Raw genomic sequence first — 16384 nt, 5'->3', positions numbered from 1 at the left:
GCTCAGCCCTGCTCGTCAGAAAAGCGCACGGACAGCTGCAGATTGGCGGGGTCGTTGATCGCGGCCATGTACTCGTCGACGCTGATCTCGCCCACGCAGGGACGGGCGCCGGGTGCCGGCACGTAACCCGCGCCCCGTTTTGCTACCAGGGCGACAGCCGCGCAGCTCGGGATTTCAGGGCCCTTGTCATTGTGCGCCGTCAATTGCACGGTCATGGACAGCGGTTGCCCGTCAACGCCCTGCCCTTCGACGTCGATGTACATCGCACTCAAGCCATCACCGAATCGCTCAAACCACGTCCCCCAACGATGCAGCCTTGCCGCCCACGCCGCGGAGTCTCGCACCAGCCCGATTCTCAAAGCCTCGGCGAGCACGTAGTTGACCACGCCACCGAGTTTCAGGCCCGAACCTGCCTTGAAACTCAAGGTATGGGCGCCGTAACGGGCCGCGAAGATATCCATGTCCGGCACATCGACATTGGACAGGACACGAGTCCCCAATTGCGGCATCTTGCGCAGGGTCAAATCCTGCCAGCCCGACACTTCGTGCACCTGGCCGTTCTTGAGCTGCTTGATTGGTTTGCCCGCATAGGCCAGCACCCCTTCGACGGTCGAGAGGCCGGGCATCTTGGCCGAGGAAGAAATGCCATGCGCAATCGAGTCGATGCGTTTGAAGCGATATCGATAGTGGTCGATGAGCGCCGACGACAGCGTCGGCACCGAACTGCACCCACTGAGAACGGCCACGCCGGCCTGTTTTGCGCTCGCGTCGAGCACATCAATGCCATTGACGAAGGTGCGGCAGTCAGCCAGATCGCAGTAGTTCACGCCCGCGTCGATGCAGCTTTGCGCGACGGCATAGGATTGCCCCTGAAACGGGCCCCCGGTGTGCACGACCCACTGGATGCCCATCGCGCTCAGCGCGGAGCCGAACGCACTGCCCATGGCATCACCGCACCAACTTTCACAGACACGGCCGGACTGGGTTTTCAGTTCATTGACCTGGCGCTGCAACTTGTGTGAGTTACGACCGGAGACCACCAGCTCTACGTCTGGCATCGCAACTAAATGCCTGCAAACGATGCTGCCGAAATTTCCGTAGCCACCGACCACCATCACCCTGAGTGTCATTCAACGCTTTCCTTAACCATTGGATCATGTAGCTAACCCGCCCGGGACCGGGCGCGGCAAAGCTTTACTGATATCGAACGGACAGGCAAGCCGCGAAGCACCGCTAGCCATAAGCGAGCATCCATTCACCGTGCCCGCTTACAGTTACGCGCCAAGATGGCGGCAAAAAAAAGCGACCTTCTCAGTGCAGGCCTATATTGCCTTGCACTAAGAAAGTCGCCACTGCCAGGCTTTAAAATAAGCCCGCCAGACTTACGCGCTGAACGGGCCTAGCACTGGCTCGCAACGGTCCGCGCAGAGAAAACGGCGTAGTCCTGTTGTTTGACTCGCTGAGTCAACACCAGCATGGTCAGGAAACCCAATGCGATCAGCACCGGATACGCGATCAACAGTTCGGAAAGCGAGTATTTCCAGGCCAACGGGCGACCGACGCCCAGCATGGCCGCGTACATCCACGACACCGCCGACAGCGAGCCGCAAAACAGCGCCAGCATCCGTGCGCTGAATCCGAGATCGAGTAAGGAGCCGGCCTTTTGCAAAGCGGGCAATACCAGGCGATGCAACAACATGCCGTTGTAGGTCAGCAACATGACAATAATAACTTTGGCTTGAAGTTTTGGGTTCATGAAGTAGTTCATACCTTTATCCAGGTAATCAATTCCCATGACAGCGATACCGGTTACCCATAACGCGATTAACGCAACCACCACCGACTTCTGCAGACTTTCCATGTGAGCATGATCATGCCCAGTGGACGTTTTCCGTTTCAATAAATCTTTAACCATTGCAATATCACTGGTCAACACCAGACCAATAGCCACGCAACACGACAATAAATGAACGTAAATAACGCCCAGCCGCAAAAATTCCATACATTCTTTGTTTTCCAACAGGCTCATAATTGTATTTATCGCCACGGTAAGTTCCCCACCTTATTCGATAGTACAGATCGGTTCTTCAACAGGGCATTTCGCTCTTCAAACCCTGTGCGATCTTACTTTTTATAAGATATGCCAAATCGTCGACCTGACACTGCTTAGCCCATTGAATTACCTGGCAATTCAATGACCGGCTTAGTTATTACCTCCTGAATTTCAGATAAAAAAATCCCCATTTGCATTCACTGCACATGAGGTTTTTTTCCACTTCTTTTTTACGACAGCAATAACACGTCATGGTGACATGCTGAAGTATCAGAGGGCGCAGAGGCTAGAATGTTCATTTTTTGAGCAGACTACCGACAAACGGTTACTTCAGTCAAAGCAACTCATCCCGACGGTAAGTCGGCAACTTCCCGGAAAGCCGCATGATAACTGGCCCGCGTAAATTAGATGAGCGCCAGATACTTTAATTGGATCCATTAGTTGTTGCATTACTTACGATAAGTGCCTGAGAGACCCGCGCTCATTTACTGTCCTCACCGCTGAAACAGTCGGACTTTTTAACGCAAGCGGACTTACGACAATGACCCGGCCGTTGTCAGTCTCCGATCACCGTCGCGAGCGGTAACCAGACGCACACTTCAAAACCCTCTTGTCGACCGGTTGCAGGAGAGACCAATTTCATACTCGCGTTGACCCCTTGGACAATAGTTTTGGCGATCGCCAGCCCTAATCCAGAACCGCTTATTTCACTGTGACCTCGCACAAAACGCTCGGTCAGGTGCTGTAACACCGATGCCGGCACCGCCGGGCCGCCATTGACTACCCGCAGTTGGGCCTGTTCGGTGAGGCTGACTTCGATCGGCTGGTCGGTGGCGCCGTACTTCAGCGCGTTCTCGATCAGGTTGCGCAACAAGATGCCAAAGGCATCCGGGTCGATGTTCGAGTACACGCTGGCCTGCCCTGGCAAATGCAATTCAATGCGCTGGCCGCTGCGCTGGTTCCACTCATCAACGCCATGGGCCAGCAACGGAATCAGGTCCTGAGGCGTTTCGGACAACAGCCCCCCGCCCTCGGCCTTGGCCAATTGCATGAGCTTTTCCGAAAGCCGCGCCAGCTCACGCAAGGCGTTTTCGATCTTCGCCGCCCGCACCCGCAACGGCCCTTCGGGCGCCTCGTGGTGTAAACGCTGGATCTGCGCCAGGGTCGCGGCCAGTGGCGTGCGCAGTTCATGGGCGCTGTTGGCGGTAAAACTGCGCTCGGCCTCCAGGGCCTTGCGCAAGCGCTCCAGCAGGTGGTTGACTGCCTCGGCCAACGGATCGATTTCTGCGGGCAGGCGGGCCACCTTGATCGGCGACAGATCCCCCACCCCACGCGCCTCGACCGCCCGACGATACGCCAACACACTGCGCAGGCTGATCCGCACGAACAACCAGGTGCCCAACAGGCTGACGGGAATCAGCGCCAACAGCGGCAACAACAAGGCAAACAAAGCCTCCCGCGCGGCTTCACGGCGATGACCCAGCGGCTCGGCGATCTCAATGAACAGCGTCTCGCGTAACGCACTGGCGCCATACAAACGGTACTTTTCAGAGGTGGAAAATCCTTCGGTCGGCCGCTTACTGAAGATCTTCGGGTTGGCGTCGTGGGACTGCATCAGGATTTTGCCGCTGGCATCGCGCACCAGGTACGTCAGGTATTCGTTGTGCATTTTCAACGTCGCAACGTGCTGCGCTTCACGGGGTTCCTCCCGGTTGCTGATTTCCAGCACGGCCAGCGGCAAGATCCGTTGCGCGGTCTCTTCCAGCGCACTGTCGAACGCCTCGTTCAACTCATGTTGCACCACCAGCCAGGCGCCGACAGTCGCGCCCAGCCACAGTAAAGTCATGCCCAGGGTCAGCCCCAGACCGAGGCGTTTTTGCAGGCTCGAAGAAGACTTCATGCGGCCGCCAACCGGTAGCCCATGCCGCGCACGGTTTCAATCAGATCGCGCCCCAGTTTTTTACGCAGACGGCTGATGTACACCTCGATGGTATTGCTCTCGATTTCGGCACCGAAGGCATACAGCCGCTCTTCGAGCTGCGACTTGGACAACAACGCGCTGGGGCGCTGCACGAACGCTTCGAACAGCGCCCATTCGCGGGCCGTCAGGTCCACGGTGGTGCCGGCACGCTGCACGGTGCGGGCGCTCATGTCGACCTGCACATCACCAAGTCTGATCTGCGGATTGGGGTTGCCGCTGTAACGTCGGGCCACCGCCGCCACACGGGCCGAGAGTTCAAACAGGTCGAACGGTTTGACCAGGTAATCGTCGGCCCCGGCATTGAGGCCGGCGATGCGATCGGAAATCTGGTCCTGGGCCGTCAGGATAATCACCGGGGTCACGTCCCCCGCCGAGCGCTGCTGACGCAAGAAATCCAGCCCGCGACCGTCCGGCAGCATCAAGTCCAGCAGGATCAGGTCGTAAGGCGTGGTGCGCACGCTGTTGCGCGCATGGTCCAGGCGCTGCACCCAATCGACGGCGTGACCGTCATCGGCGATCTGTTCGCGCACCGCTTCCCCCAGCCCTGGGGCGTCTTCGACCAATAAAACCCGCATCTGGCACCTCCTGTGGTGGTTGTCGTGCCGCACCTTAATTGCCTTACCTGACGTGAATCTGAAGATTCAGCTGGTTGTCAGGAATGCACCTTAGGGTATGCCACAGACGCCGACCTCGGCAGGAGACAGATCATGAAATCAGGTTTTATTGCCCATGCCGCGCTGTTGAGCCTGCTGCTTAGCGGTTTCGCCATGGCCGACGACGACTGCAGCGACCCGGTGAGCGACTGGCAACCGCGCGAGACTTTGCGACAGCAGGTCGAGCGGCAATACGGCTGGAGCGTGCAACGCATCAAGGTCGACGACGGTTGTTACGAACTCAAGGGGTTGGACCGCAAGGGCAACGCCATCGAAGCCAGCTACTCACCGGCCTCGCTGCGCCTGCGCACGCTCGAGATCCATTTCCGCGACGACGGCGATGCCAGGGATTATCTCGGCAGCCCGCTCACCGAATGACGCCTCACCCGTCGATGAGTTTTTCCTGCGATTCAGGTTGCTGTCAGCAAGCAGGTCCAGGCTCTCGACCTAACGATCAAAAGGACACCCTCATGAAAAAGATCATCGCAGCCACCTGTCTCGCCGGCGCCATTGCCCTGCCGGGGTTGGCCCAGGCCCGGGAAGTAACCCTGACCACCCAGCTCAAGGACTACAGCGGCAATGATGCCTACCTGGCGATCTACGTGACCGACGCCAACGGCCAATACCAGAAAACCCTGTGGGTGGCCGGCAAGAAGGCCAAGTACTACAAACACCTGGGCGACTGGGCCCGTGGCAGCGGGATGAACCCGAGCGAGTTTGACGGCGTCAGCGGCGCCAGTGTCGGCAGTGGGCGCACGCTCAAAGTCAGCGTCGAACTGGCAGACACCCTGATCGATGCCGGGTATCAGATCCGCATCGACAGTGCCGTCGAGGACAAACGTGACGCCCGCGCCGATGTCAGCGTGCCCCTGACGTCCAAGGGCGCAGGCCAGCCGGCGACCGGCAGCACCTATGTCGAGTCCTTTACTTACGATTTGTAGCACCTGCCCTTTCTGGAGGCTGAACATGCTTCGCCAGTCCCATTCCCTGTCCGGCCTGATCGCCGCCCTGTTGGTCATGCTGTTGGCCATCAGCGGCGCGATCCTGTCGGTCGACCCGGCGCTGGAACGCTTGCACAGCACCCCCACCGCGGCCGGGCAACTCAACGTCGGTCAATTGGCCGGGCGTGTGGCCAATCACTTTCCGGGCGTGGAGCAGATCCAGCGAACAGCGTCCGGGACGGTCATCGTCTACTACAACCAGAACGGTCAGGCCGGGGCTGAAACGGTCGACCCACTGACTGGCGAAGGCCTCGCGCCTTATGCGCCCTCCGCGTTCACGCGTTGGGTGAAAGAGCTGCACCGCTCGATGTTCCTTGGCACACCGGGCCATGGGGTGTCGGGTGTCGGCGCGTTGTTCATGCTGATGCTGTCAGTGTCCGGCGCGCTGTTGCTGGCCCGACGCCTGGGTGGCTGGCGCAACCTGCTGCGGCCACTGCGCGGCACGTTCAACCAGCGCTGGCATGCTGAAGTCGGGCGAATGGCTTTGCTCGGGCTGCTGCTGTCGGCCTTGAGCGGGCTGTATATGTCCGCCACCACTTTCGGCTTTATCGCCGACGGCAGTCAGAATGAACCCGCCTTCCCCGCTCACGTCAGTGCCGGGCCGGCCTTGCCAGTGGCGAGCCTGCAAGCCTTGCAGGCCACCGACCTGAATGACCTGCGCGAGCTGGTCTACCCCAGTCCCGGCAACCCGAAGGACGTGTTTTCCCTGCGCACGGCCCAGGGCGACGGCTACGTGGATCAGGCCAGCGGCGCCTTGTTGTCCTACCAGGCCCATGACTCGATGCACAACCTCTACGAATTGATCTATCAGCTGCACACCGGTGAAGGCCTGTGGTGGTTGGGCCTGTCGCTTGGGCTCTGTGCCCTCTGTGTGCCGTTGATGAGCGTCACCGGCCTCCTGTTGTGGTGGCGCCGGCGCAAGGCGAGCCCGAACATCCGCCACAACAGCCCTGCCCACTCTGCCGACAGCGTGATTCTGGTGGGCAGTGAAAACAACAGCACCTGGGGCTTTGCCAAGACCTTGCATGACGCCTTGCACCTGGCCGGACACCGAGTGCATAGCGCGGCGATGAATCAATACGCCAACGACTACCGCAGCGCCCAACGCGTGATCATCCTCACCGCGACCCACGGTGACGGCGACGCGCCAGCCTCGGCTTCGCAGTTCATGGCGCGGCTGGCCAAAACCGGCCTCAAGCCCGGCCTGCCCTTTGCCGTGCTGGGCTTTGGTGACCGCCAGTTTGCGCAGTTCTGTCAGTTCGCCCATCAGGTGCAGGACGCGATGTTGCAAGCCGGTGGCTCGCCGTTACTGGGGCTGGAAACCGTCAACCGCCAATCCTCTCAGGAATTTGCACGTTGGGGCCACGCGCTGGGCGACGTGCTCAAACATGACCTGACACTGGTCCATGCCCCGCAGCGGCCACAGACCCATCCATTGCTGCTGACAGAGCGCATCGTCTATGGCGAACAGGTGAACGCACCGACCCACGTCTTGCGCTTCAAGGCACCCGGTGCGCTGCCGGACTTCCTGGCCGGTGACCTGGTCGGGATTGTGCCTCCGGGCAGTCCGATCCCCCGTTTCTACTCGCTGGCCAGCGGTTCGCAGGACGGCGTGCTGGAAATCTGCGTGCGCAAACACAACGGCGGCGTGTGCTCGGAATTCCTTCATGGCCTGGACATCGGAGCATCGATCGAAGCGTTTATCCAGCCCAACCCGCAATTTCGCCCGGCGTCGGGCACGCACCCGGTGATCCTGATCGGTGCCGGTACCGGCATCGGTCCATTGGCCGGTTTTATCCGCAACAACACGGCCCACCACCCGATGCACTTGTATTGGGGCGGGCGCAACCCGGCCTCGGACTTCCTCTACGAGCCGCAACTCAAGCAGTACCTGGCCGACCGGCGCCTGACGGCATTGCGCGCCGCCTTTTCTCAGGTTCAGGACCGCTGTTACGTGCAAGACCGGCTGATCGGCGATGCCCAGGCCCTGCGTCGACTGATTGAAAAAGGCGCCCAGGTGCTGGTGTGTGGCAGTCGCGAAATGGCCAAAGGCGTGATGCACGCCCTCGATGAGGTGTTGGCACCTCTCAACCTGACGGTGCTGACCCTCAAGGCACAAGGACGCTACCGTGAAGACGTTTACTGAGTTGCAGCGCTACAGCCTGAACGGCGAAACCATGGGCAGCCGCTACACCGCCCTGTTCTATGCCGGGGCCGGAATCGATACCGACGAAGTGGGTCGTCACTTGGCGTGCGCGGTGGCCCGGGTGGACCAGCAAATGTCCACCTGGAAACCCGACTCGGACCTCAACCGCCTCAATGCCGCCCCCGAGCAGCAATGGATTTCGGTGCCCCAGGAACTGGCAACGGTGCTGTCAGCGGCACTGCGTGTCAGTCAGCAATCCGGCGGCGCCTTCGACATTGCCGTCGGTGATCTGGTGAATGCCTGGGGGTTCGGCCCCGCAGAACCGACCGTTACAGAACAGGCGCTCGCGACGATGCCGCCGCGCACCCGGCTGTCAGCCAGCGCCGCGTTGGTGGTCGACCCGTTACGCAATCAGGTGCGCAAACGCGCGCCGCTGCACCTTGATTTGAATGGCATCGCCAAGGGGTTTGGCGTCGATGAGTTGGCCCGTTGCCTGGAAGGTTTTGGCATCACCCGCTACCTGGTCGGCATCGATGGCGAGATGCGCGCCCGGGGCGTCAAACCCGACGGCCAGTGCTGGACCGTGGCGGTGGAAAAGCCTGACCGGGGCGTGCGTGCAGTCATGGGTGTGATGGAACTTGGCGACGCCGCGATCGCGACCTCCGGGGACTACCGACAGTGGGTCGACGTGGCCGGTCAAGCCTATGCTCATACCATGAACCCGGCCACCGGCGCGCCGCTGTGCAACCCGCTCGCCGCCGTCACCGTGGTGGCTGCTTCGTGCATGCTCGCCGATGCCTGGGCCACGGCGCTGATGGTGCTGGGTGAAACCGAAGGGCCACGCCTGGCACAGGAACGCGGGATGGACGCGCTGTTCGTGCTGCGCGACGGCCAACAATTCAAGGAAATATCCATTGTCGGCGGCCAGTTGCAGGCGCAGATTGAAACCCGCCCGATGTGAACCGCCCAATGACAGTGAGTCGCGCTCAACCATGAAATTCATGCACAGACACACCGAATCCCACCGCAGTGATCGTATCGGCTGGCTGCGCGCCGCCGTCCTGGGGGCCAACGACGGGATTGTCTCCACCGCCAGCCTGCTGATCGGCGTCGCCGCCGCCAACGCCAGCCACGCCACGTTGCTGGTCACGGGCATGGCGGGACTGATGGCCGGCGCCATGTCCATGGCGGCAGGCGAGTACATCTCCGTACACTCCCAGGCGGATACCGAGCGTGCCGATTTGTCCCGCGAACGGGCCGAGCTGGCCAGTGACCCGAAAGCCGAACACATCGAGCTCGCCAACATCTACATGCACCGTGGCGTATCACCCGAACTGGCGCATCAGGTGGCCGATCAATTGATGGCCCATGATGCGTTGGGTTCGCACGCCCGGGACGAACTGGGTATCAGCGCCACCCTTACCGCCAAACCCTTGCAGGCCGCCCTCGCCTCCGCCGCCAGCTTTGTGGTGGGTGCCGCCCTGCCCCTGGCGGTGACGTTTGTCGCGCCGGAGCTCAGCGTGGTGCCCTGGATATCGGGCATGTCATTGGTGTTTCTCGGGACGCTGGGCGCCATTGCCGCCAGGGCCGGCGGCGCCAAGGTCATCACCGGGGCATGGCGGGTGACCTTCTGGGGGGCGCTGGCCATGGCGGTTACGGCACTGGTGGGGCACTTGTTTGGCGCTGTGGTCTAGCACACGTCCCTCCCGCAAAAACAAAGGGCGCCCCTTAGTGAAAAGGGGCGCCCTTTTTACGCTGCCAACCTAAACCACGCCGACAAAATCACTCGCCGTGAGGGCCACATGCCCGACCAGATCAATCTGGAAGTCGGCGCCATTGCCGCTGTTCACATTGCCCTCCACATAGGTGTGATCGACCCCGCCGACATTAACGAAGTGGTACTTCAATTGCGCCTGGTTGTTGAACTCATTGCCGGCGCCGTTCCACTCGCCGAGGAAGGTGAAGTCCTGATTACCGGCGGAACCTGCGCCGGAGGTCCGGGCATCGATCAGGGACAAATCGATGCGGTCTTGCCCTTGGGTAAAGTCGGTAATTGCATCTCGGGTAAGGGTTGACGGACCTGAATCTCCAATGGCCGAGAAGACAAACAGATCATCGCCCGCTCCACCAGTCAGGGAGTCCCGGTTCGCGCCACCGACCAGAGTATCGTTGCCACCACCACCGCCGAGCGTGTCATTGCCTCCCAGGCCTGTCAGCACGTTAGCGCCACCGTCACCGGTCAGGGTGTTGGCGCCACTGCCGCCGATCACATTCTCGATACCGGTCAAGGTGTCATTGCCGGTTTGCGAACTGCTGGCAAGGCCGGTGAGCAGGTTGACCGATGCGTTGGCGGAGGTCCCCGACAGGTCGTAGGTATCGGTGTCGCCACCGCCGTCGTAACTGTCGTTGCCGTCATTGACCGACGCTTGGAAGGTGTCATTGCCAAGCCCACCGAACAGGCTGTCCGCGCCTTGCCCGCCAATCAACGTATCGGCGCCGCTGCCACCGTCCATCCAGTCATTGCCGCCCTGGCCTTGCAACAGGTTGCTGACCCCGTCGCCCTGAATGTGATCGTTGCCCGAACTGCCGGTGACGTTCTCGATGCCGGTCAGACTGTCGCTGCCAGTCTGGGCACTGGTTGAGGTGCCGGCCAGCAAGTCCACCGTGGCCGCCGCCGACGTGGCCGACAAATCATAGGTGTCGACATCCGCACCGCCGTCATAGTGGTCGTTGCCATCGTTCAAGGAGGCCAGAAGCGCATCGTTGCCCGCGCCCCCGAACACCGTGTCATTACCCGTCAAGCCAGTGAGCTGGTTGTTGCCGCTGTTGCCATTGATAACGTTGTCCAGTGCGTTACCGGTGCCGTTGATGTTGTTCGCCCCCAGCAAGGTCAGGTTTTCAACGTTGGCGCCCAGGGTGTAGCTGACCGACGACATGACAGTATCGGTGCCCTCGTTCAGATTCTCCTGAACCACATCGCCATTGGCATCGAGCATATAGACATCATTGCCGGTATTGCCACGCATTGTGTCGTTGCCCGTGCCGCCGTCCAGCACGTCGGAGCCCAAGCCACCGTTGAGGATGTCATTGCCCGAGTAGCCCATCAGGATGTCCTGAAAGTTGGTGCCATTGAGCGTGTTGTTGAAGAAGTTGGTGCCCTCGATCAAGCGCCCGACTGCCTCCGACGGGGCCGACGTCAGCTGTTCCACCGAGCCGCTGTCATCGGTGTACGTGGTGATCACCCGCAGTTGCTGGCCGAACTGCGCCGAGGTGGGCGCAAAGGTTGACGCATTCGCCCCGGTGATACTCAACCAGGTCGCACCCACCAGCGCTTGCCACTGATAGGAGAACCCGCTTGGCCCAGGCAAGCCGTCAGCGTCCTGGATGGCCGAGGTGTTCGCGGTCAGCCGGTATTGGGCCGGCACCGGACGACTTGGCGTGGTCGGCGAAGTGGCATAGCCCGACAGCACCACATTACCGGTCGGCAGATGATTGGTGATGCTCAGGTTGACCGTGCGGTCGGCGAAGCCCAGTTTCTCCACGCCAACCACAATGTCGCTGCCATCGCGGCCCGCCACGCTGTCGGTGATCTTGAAGGCGGTGATGAGCCCCTGATGCTGGGTCAGAAAGTTGATCCTCTGAATCGTGTATTCCGACCGGTTGCCCGTAAACATTGCCATGTCCGACACGCCTGCCGTGCCACCGTCACCGACCGTGACGCTATCGGCGAGATCGGCAGGATTGGTACTCGCAACCCCATTGCGCCACAAACGGGTGACCTGGCTACCGCCTAATTCCAGATTCTCGAAAGTGGCCGACTTCAGCATCTCGGTGAAGTGCTTGTCGTAGCCAGGCCCCACCGCGTCCAGCAGGCCGTTGGTGCCGATAAATCCGGCAGCACGGTAATTGGCGCCATCCTGATAATTGTCGTAACCACCGGCGTAGGTGCCGATCAGGCTGTCCAGACGGATGCCGTCACCGACGATCACGTCGTTGCCAATGCCGCCGACCAGCTTGTCATTGCCGCTGCCGCCGATCAGCCAGTTGCCGCTCGCATCGCCCAGGATGGTGTCGTTGTTCTGGCTGGCAATGACCCCTTCAATACCGACCCACGCAGGGAACGGAGTGGTCAAGTCGATGGCCACCGCCGGGTTTTGTTGGGTCGAGAAATCGATCGTGAGACCTTGGGGGGCCTTGGCATGGTCGCTGAAGTCGATCAAGTCGAATCCAATGCCCTTGCCATCGTTGCCCAGGTCGGTCTTGCCGTCGCCACCCAGTACTTCGTCCGGCCCACCGCCCATGGCTTGGGAGAAGGCCCCCGGGCGCAAGATATCGTCGCCATCGAGGCCGCCCGAAATATCCTGGTCGTCGCCGGCGATGATCAGGTCGTCACCGCCGTCCCCCCACAGCAGATCACCACCGGCACCGCCGTCAAGGATGTCGTTGCCATCACCACCGTGGGTGAAGGCATCGGTATCGCCTTCGCCGAACAGGAAGTCGTCACCCGATTCGCCCGACAGCTTGTCGATGCCGACACCGCTGTGCAGGATGTCATTGCCTTCGCCACCAATGATCTGGTCGATGCCCGCCGCTGCCGTGGCGGATTGTTCGCCGCTCACGTAGTCGTCACCGGCGCCACCGTCCAGCAGATCGCCGCCATCGCCGCCGTAGATGCGGTCGTTGCCATCACCGCCGTACAGGCGGTCGATACCGTTGCCGCCGTAGATTATGTCGTTGCCGCCTTCGCCATAGACCGTATCGTCACCGCCCCAGGCGTAAATCAGGTCGTTACTGTCGCTGGCCACTATCACCTCGTGGGACTCGGCACCGCTGTTCAGCGTGCCGTCGAGATTTCCCCCTCCGTTGATCGCCGTGGTGCCAGAGGTCGCGGCGCTGTCTTCGACACGGAAGTCACGGATGTACTGCACACCATTGACGGTCACGATGTCGCCGTTGTTGGTGGTGGCATTGCCCCGGGTTGAATAAACGCCCAGCGACTGGTGACCAATCACCGTAATGCCATCGGCGGCGTAGAGAGGATGAGCATCCTCGTAAGCCTTGATCGCATCGGCGTATTTGTGCTCGGTCTTGGCATTGGCGACCTCGTTCTGCGCCAGGTCGTAGTACTTGTCGGCATAGGCGAAAACGCTGCCATTGAGGTGCTCGGCGCCAGTGTTGCGCTCGACGATGTCCTTGAACTGTTCATTGACGATGCCCTCGCCCATCTGCAACTGGTCCAGGCGATAGAGGTAGTAAAAGCGGTCGCCGTTCATCAGTCGGCTGATCTGGTCGACAAACACCGTGTCGAAGGTTTCACCCAGAATGCCCCCGGTGACGTGCACCTCCGCCAGGCCGCCCAACCAAGTGTCGATGTGTTGAAAGCCGTCGACGCCATAGCTACCCGCGTCGGCGGGGCTGTTGAAGGTGTTGTTGAGGAAATCCAGTGCTTGGTTGTACGTATACCCTTGGGCTTCGGTGCTGCCTTCGGAGATCGTGCCGTTCTCCAGACCGATCAGCGCGGCGGCGCGTGCGACGTTGCCGTCGAACGAATAAGCCGCAATGAAATTCACCAGGTTGTCCGGGTGGATCATGTTGGCGCCAAAGTCGGCCCAACTGCTGTATTCGCTCAGGCCGATGGCCGCGCGGAACTCATTGAGTGTAGGGATGCCGACGTCGCGGCCACGGGCGATGTTGATCGCAGCCAGGTCCAGCGGCTGGCCGAGCAGACCCTGGTTCAGCGCTGGCGTGACATATTCGTCAACCTCGTTCGCCTGTTGGTGGGTCATGCCCAGGGCGATAGCGGCCGCGCCCTTTTGCGCAAACAGCTCAGGGGTGAGGAAAGCTCGCTCGAGTGCAACGCGCATCACACCGCTGGTGATGCCTCCCGACGGATCAATCAGGTCGATTGATTCGCGCAGGGTGCTGTGGCCGAAGCGGTAGGCCACTTGCGAGAAGTCCAGGCTCACATCGGCTTGTTCGCCGCTGTTGTAGCCCACGAACTCGGCGATGTTGGGTGTGATGGTTCGGGCAAACTGGTCCACCGCCGTATGCTGATACTCCATCTCGACCGTGATTTTGGCTGCATTGAACAGTTTGTTATCGTCCCAGGCGATGGCACCACCGGCGTAAACGTAATTGCCTTGTGCATCTTCGTAGTGATTGCCGACCACGCTCACCCCGGCCGCCACGACATCTGTCGCCTGGGTGACCACCGATACCTGCCACTCATGCAGCAGGTCATGGTTGTAAGTACCCGCCTGATCGAGCCGCTCCTGACGCAAGTCCTCGACCGCAACGGCTTCCTGAATGTTGCGCACCTGGAAGTTGTGCTCTTCGTGCCACACATGGTGTACCGCAGTAAGACCGATGTTCTCGTTCACTCGGCCGTCACCGGCAATGTAGTGATCGCCCACCGCCGCCATCAACAGCTCGCCGACGGCGGCGTGCACTTCTGGAGTGAGTGCGATCACGGTGGGTCCCGCCTGCATCGATGTCTTGATGCTGAAGTCGCTGAAATTCACCCACAGCGCCAATGCGCTGGCTCCCGTCAGCGTCACCGCCGGTGATCCCGGGCCCATGGCGCCGGCCGGCAGTTTCAGTTCCAGGTAACCATCATTGGGGCCAGCACCGTCGACATAGGCGAACTCATAACCGGCGCCCAACGCCAGCGCCGCAGCCTGGAGGGTCGCAATATTGGCCTGGAAATCAGTCGCAGCCTCAGGGTTCAACGGGTTCTTGAAGTGCGCCTCGTCGAAGCGCGGGTTCATATCAAGAATCAGCGCCTGGCCAGAGTTACCGGCCTCGGCCCCGGTTTCCACGTTGCCAGCCGCGTCGCGATTGCGCAGATCGAGCACGTCTTCCCAGGTCAAGTCAGCACGTTGGGTGAGCATCAGGTGCGCACGCAGTTCGTTCAGCGTAGGCAGCGTGGCGTGCGTCGTTTCGCCAAACGCATTCTTCCAGGCGACCGACGTGTTGCCGTCCAGCATTTGGGCGCCGGCATGGAAGGTGATACCGCCATCGGTGGACACCCACGCTCGCAGCAGATCGGTGACTTCCTGGTCGGAGCCATAGGTCTGGCTCTGATCAATATAGGGCGATGTGTGGTTGTTCCATTGCGGTGTACCGTCGGCGGTGAAGCCGCTCACATCAGCGCGGGAAATCACGATCTTGGTGGCAGGCTGGCCGGTGGTGGGGTTGATCACGCCATAGAGCGGATCGTCCGGGGACAGGTTGATCGTGATTTTGGTGCCGTCTGCGCCCTTGCCGATGAAATCGAGGCCGTGATCGAAAAACTGGCCGAACAGGACAAACCAGCCATTGACCGGTGACACACCAGGGTTCTGTGCGCCGATGAAGAACTCATCATTTGGCACAGACGAATACGCTTGTAAGTTGGCGCCGGTCAGCGGGTCAGTGACCGGATTGCCATTGCCATCCAGCTGCCAGACCGGATTGCCGTTGGCATCGAACTGCAAGTCATAGCCGCGTTGGGCGTCTTGCTGGCCGAGCGCTTCCAGCATGCCGTAGTCAGTCACCTGGGTGAAACCGTTGACGTCCTTGACGAGGTGAGTGCTACCGGGCTCCGTCTGGAAGGTAACGTCTGCGGTGGTGACTAACCGGCTAATCATGCGCGGCGTGTAATCCACAACGTCGTGAGCAGGAGACGCCTCATTGATCGGCGTCGCGAGGTTGTCGCCTCGCTTGGTGTAGTCCGCCGCCGCAGGGTCGGGGCTGGTTGTAAACGTATTGGCGTAGAACGCGTTGGGGTCGCTGCCAAGTCCCGCCATGGGCTTGACGTAATGATCGAACGACACCGCCATGCGTTGCAGGAAGGGTTGATCGGCTGATCCCCAAGTGGCATTGACCAGGTACAGGTTGTTGTTCAGCCCCGACGGATCGCGCAGGCCTTGAGAGGCCGTCACCGACGCGTAGGAGTGACCATACATCGCAAGGTTACTGTCAATCTGTGCCTGGCTCAGGGGTGTGCTGCCTGGATCGTAGATTAACCGGTGTTGCGCATCGTATATCGCACTCGACCCGCTCCAATCGACAATCGCGTTGCCATCCGCATCGTAGAGCGGACGAAAGTCAATCTGATCCCGCATGAAGTCCAGATCGGAAAGATTGAATCGAAAAGGTTTCAAAATATAGCGCGTGGCCATGATATTTCACCTGTCAAATTGGGTTTCAAACTTCAGATCCGTCATGACTGACCTGGCCTTGATCCCAACCTTTCGGGCAGCCTGTCAGCTGGATTCCAAATCGTTAATTCGTCATCTAAAGCATCCGGGAGGTGAACGAACAGCGATAGATGCGAAGGTCCAATCAAGAATCGGGACCTAAGTCGCAGGTGCAAACCTGACCTTGGTCGGCCACTGAAGTACGAATCCCCCTGGTTTGGCAGGCCGTTCCAGGCCACACAACAAGCCGTCGCGTGCTGTACTGATTGTCCATCTATAGTGAGCCTGTTCGTACAGGCAGCTTGAACATGACACGCTGCGGATATCCGGTGACGCGCAGGCTGTTCAATCAACGTCGAGCTATGACCAG

At 60.4% G+C, this 16384-nt stretch carries 10 protein-coding genes; 5 read left to right on the top strand and 5 right to left on the bottom strand.

Going from position 1 to position 16384, the window contains the following annotated elements:
• Window positions 1-2 precede the first annotated feature (2 nt).
• The 4 genes from AC1ROI_RS24980 to AC1ROI_RS24965 form a co-directional block, all read right to left on the bottom strand.
• Window positions 3-1130 (bottom strand): saccharopine dehydrogenase NADP-binding domain-containing protein, encoded by a 1128-nt coding sequence (locus AC1ROI_RS24980; protein ID WP_102593872.1) that lies wholly within the window; start codon window positions 1128-1130, stop codon window positions 3-5.
• Between the two features lie 269 nt (window positions 1131-1399).
• Window positions 1400-2047, bottom strand: coding sequence for a hypothetical protein (locus AC1ROI_RS24975; protein WP_102593871.1), 648 nt, complete (start codon window positions 2045-2047; stop codon window positions 1400-1402).
• Between the two features lie 562 nt (window positions 2048-2609).
• On the bottom strand, window positions 2610-3953 hold the full coding sequence (locus tag AC1ROI_RS24970; protein ID WP_010459360.1) for a sensor histidine kinase: 1344 nt from the start codon (window positions 3951-3953) through the stop codon (window positions 2610-2612).
• Window positions 3950-4609: a response regulator transcription factor gene (locus AC1ROI_RS24965; protein ID WP_010459359.1), complete on the bottom strand. Its 660-nt coding sequence runs from the start codon at window positions 4607-4609 to the stop codon at window positions 3950-3952. The genes AC1ROI_RS24970 and AC1ROI_RS24965 overlap by 4 nt, the downstream gene beginning before the upstream one ends.
• A 132-nt stretch (window positions 4610-4741) precedes the next feature.
• Here AC1ROI_RS24965 and AC1ROI_RS24960 point away from each other — a divergent pair, with 132 nt between their 5' ends.
• The 5 genes from AC1ROI_RS24960 to AC1ROI_RS24940 all read left to right on the top strand — a co-directional run bounded on the left by AC1ROI_RS24960 (window position 4742) and on the right by AC1ROI_RS24940 (window position 9528).
• Window positions 4742-5065, top strand: coding sequence for a PepSY domain-containing protein (locus tag AC1ROI_RS24960; protein WP_010459356.1), 324 nt, complete (start codon window positions 4742-4744; stop codon window positions 5063-5065).
• A gap of 92 nt (window positions 5066-5157) precedes the next feature.
• Window positions 5158-5628 (top strand): DUF2271 domain-containing protein, encoded by a 471-nt coding sequence (locus AC1ROI_RS24955; RefSeq protein ID WP_010459354.1) that lies wholly within the window; start codon window positions 5158-5160, stop codon window positions 5626-5628.
• A gap of 25 nt (window positions 5629-5653) precedes the next feature.
• Window positions 5654-7834 (top strand): PepSY domain-containing protein, encoded by a 2181-nt coding sequence (locus tag AC1ROI_RS24950; protein WP_102593870.1) that lies wholly within the window; start codon window positions 5654-5656, stop codon window positions 7832-7834.
• A complete protein-coding gene (locus AC1ROI_RS24945) occupies window positions 7818-8795 on the top strand; it encodes an FAD:protein FMN transferase (protein ID WP_256580161.1) in 978 nt (325 codons plus the stop codon). Before AC1ROI_RS24950 ends, AC1ROI_RS24945 begins: the two co-directional genes overlap by 17 nt.
• 31 nt (window positions 8796-8826) lie before the next feature.
• Window positions 8827-9528 carry a VIT1/CCC1 transporter family protein gene (locus AC1ROI_RS24940; protein ID WP_077749866.1) on the top strand — a complete coding sequence of 234 codons (702 nt, stop codon included), beginning with the start codon at window positions 8827-8829 and terminating at the stop codon, window positions 9526-9528.
• A gap of 69 nt (window positions 9529-9597) precedes the next feature.
• Here AC1ROI_RS24940 and AC1ROI_RS24935 read toward each other — a convergent pair whose 3' ends face one another.
• Entirely contained in the window at window positions 9598-15996 is a 6399-nt protein-coding gene (locus tag AC1ROI_RS24935) for a peroxidase family protein (protein WP_172962158.1), read from the bottom strand.
• Window positions 15997-16384: the final 388 nt, after the last annotated feature.

It is taken from the genome of Pseudomonas sp. GW823-FHT02C02, from assembly GCF_058797635.1.
The sequence above is the reverse complement of the archived record's forward strand: the minus strand, read 5'-3'. Positions and strand labels throughout refer to the sequence as shown.